The organism is Streptomyces sp. 13-12-16 (assembly GCF_002114215.1).
GTDB lineage: Bacteria > Actinomycetota > Actinomycetes > Streptomycetales > Streptomycetaceae > Streptomyces.
In genome coordinates this window covers 1-1,407 of sequence record NZ_NCTE01001268.1, presented here as the reverse complement: position 1 = coordinate 1,407, position 1,407 = coordinate 1, and the positions used below count along the sequence as shown (strand labels likewise).

Sequence of the window (1,407 nt, the reverse complement as noted above, 5' to 3'; positions counted from 1 at the left end):
AGCAGCGCTCCGAGGCGTCCGAGAAGCTCAAGGACCTCTCCGCCACCCGCACCGAACTGGGCAAGAAGAAGAAGGAAGTCCAGAGCAAGCTCTCCTCCGCGCAGAAGCTGCTCAACCCCCTCACCGCCGCGGAGAAGCAGCAGCTCGCCCAGGAGGAGAGCCGCGCCACCCGCACCAGCGAGCGCGAGGCGCTCGACGTCAAGGTCCCGGCCGGTTCCGGCCGCGCCGCCGCCGCCTTCGCCGCCGCCCAGAGCAAGCTCGGCACCCCCTACGTCTACGGCGCCACCGGCCCGTCCTCCTTCGACTGCTCCGGCCTGACCTCCTGGGCCTACGCGCAGGCCGGCGTCGGGATCTCGCGCACCTCCGAGGCCCAGACCAACGACGGCACCAGGATCTACTCGGTGAGCCAGCTCAAGGTCGGCGACCTCGTCTTCTTCTTCAACGACCTGCACCACGTGGGTCTCTACGCGGGCAACGGCCAGATCATCCACGCCCCGCGCACCGGCACCGTCGTGCGCTACGAGTCGATGAACACCATCGGCGGCCCGTTCATGTTCGGCGTCCGCGTCTAGCTGCCGCCGTTCGGGGGATTCCCCGCCGCGCCGATCTTCCCCACGCCCCGCCTCTGACGCAGGTCACAGGCGGGGCGTCACTGTGTGCGGTCGCCTCGGCCAAGGGTTCGCCCGGCGCCGTGAGGCTACTGTCTGCCGCGTTTCCCGTCCGCCAGTGGAAGGAGCGCGGCTTCCCGTGGGGTCCCATCGCCGTACCGCACCGTCGTCCGGATCCGACCGGAGCGCCGCCGTCGCCCTCGGTCTGCTGTCCGCGGCGGCCACCGCCCTCGCCGCCGTACCGGCCGCGGCCACGCCGTACGACGTCACCCGGGCCGAGGTGGACCGCCTCTACCGGGAGGCCGAGAAGGCGACCGAGGCGTACAACGAGGCCGACGAGCGCGCCGACGGACTGCGCCGGCAGATCGCCACCGCACAGGACGGGATCGCCCGGCAGCAGGCGCGCGTCAACACCATGCGGGAGTCGCTGGGTTCGCTCGCCGGCGCCCAGTACCGCTCCGGCGGCCTCGATCCCGCCCTCGCCCTGCTGCTCTCCGACGACCCGGAGGACTACCTCGAGAAGGCCTCCGTGCTGGACCGGATCACCGTCCACCAGGCCGCCGAGCTGAGGAGGCTCAGGAGCACCCTGCGCTCCCTCGCCCAGGACCGCGCGGAGGCGGCCGGAAAGCTCGGCGCACTGAAGAGGAGCCGCGAGGCCGTCGCCGCCCACAAGCGGACCGTCGAGCGCAAGCTCACCGAGGCCCGCCGGCTGCTCGACTCCCTCCCGGCCGGCGAACGCGCGGCCTGGGACCGCGCCACCCGCTCCGCACGCGCGGACCTGCTCGGCCCGGCCGGCGCG

The 1,407-nt window shown here is 72.9% G+C and carries 2 protein-coding genes; both read left to right on the top strand.

From position 1 onward, the window contains the following. On the top strand, window positions 1-572 hold a 572-nt coding region (locus B7767_RS38965), incomplete at its 5' end, for a C40 family peptidase (RefSeq protein ID WP_179167486.1). Between the two features lie 175 nt (window positions 573-747). Further along, on the top strand, window positions 748-1,407 hold a 660-nt coding region (locus tag B7767_RS38960), incomplete at its 3' end, for a hypothetical protein (protein ID WP_107486586.1).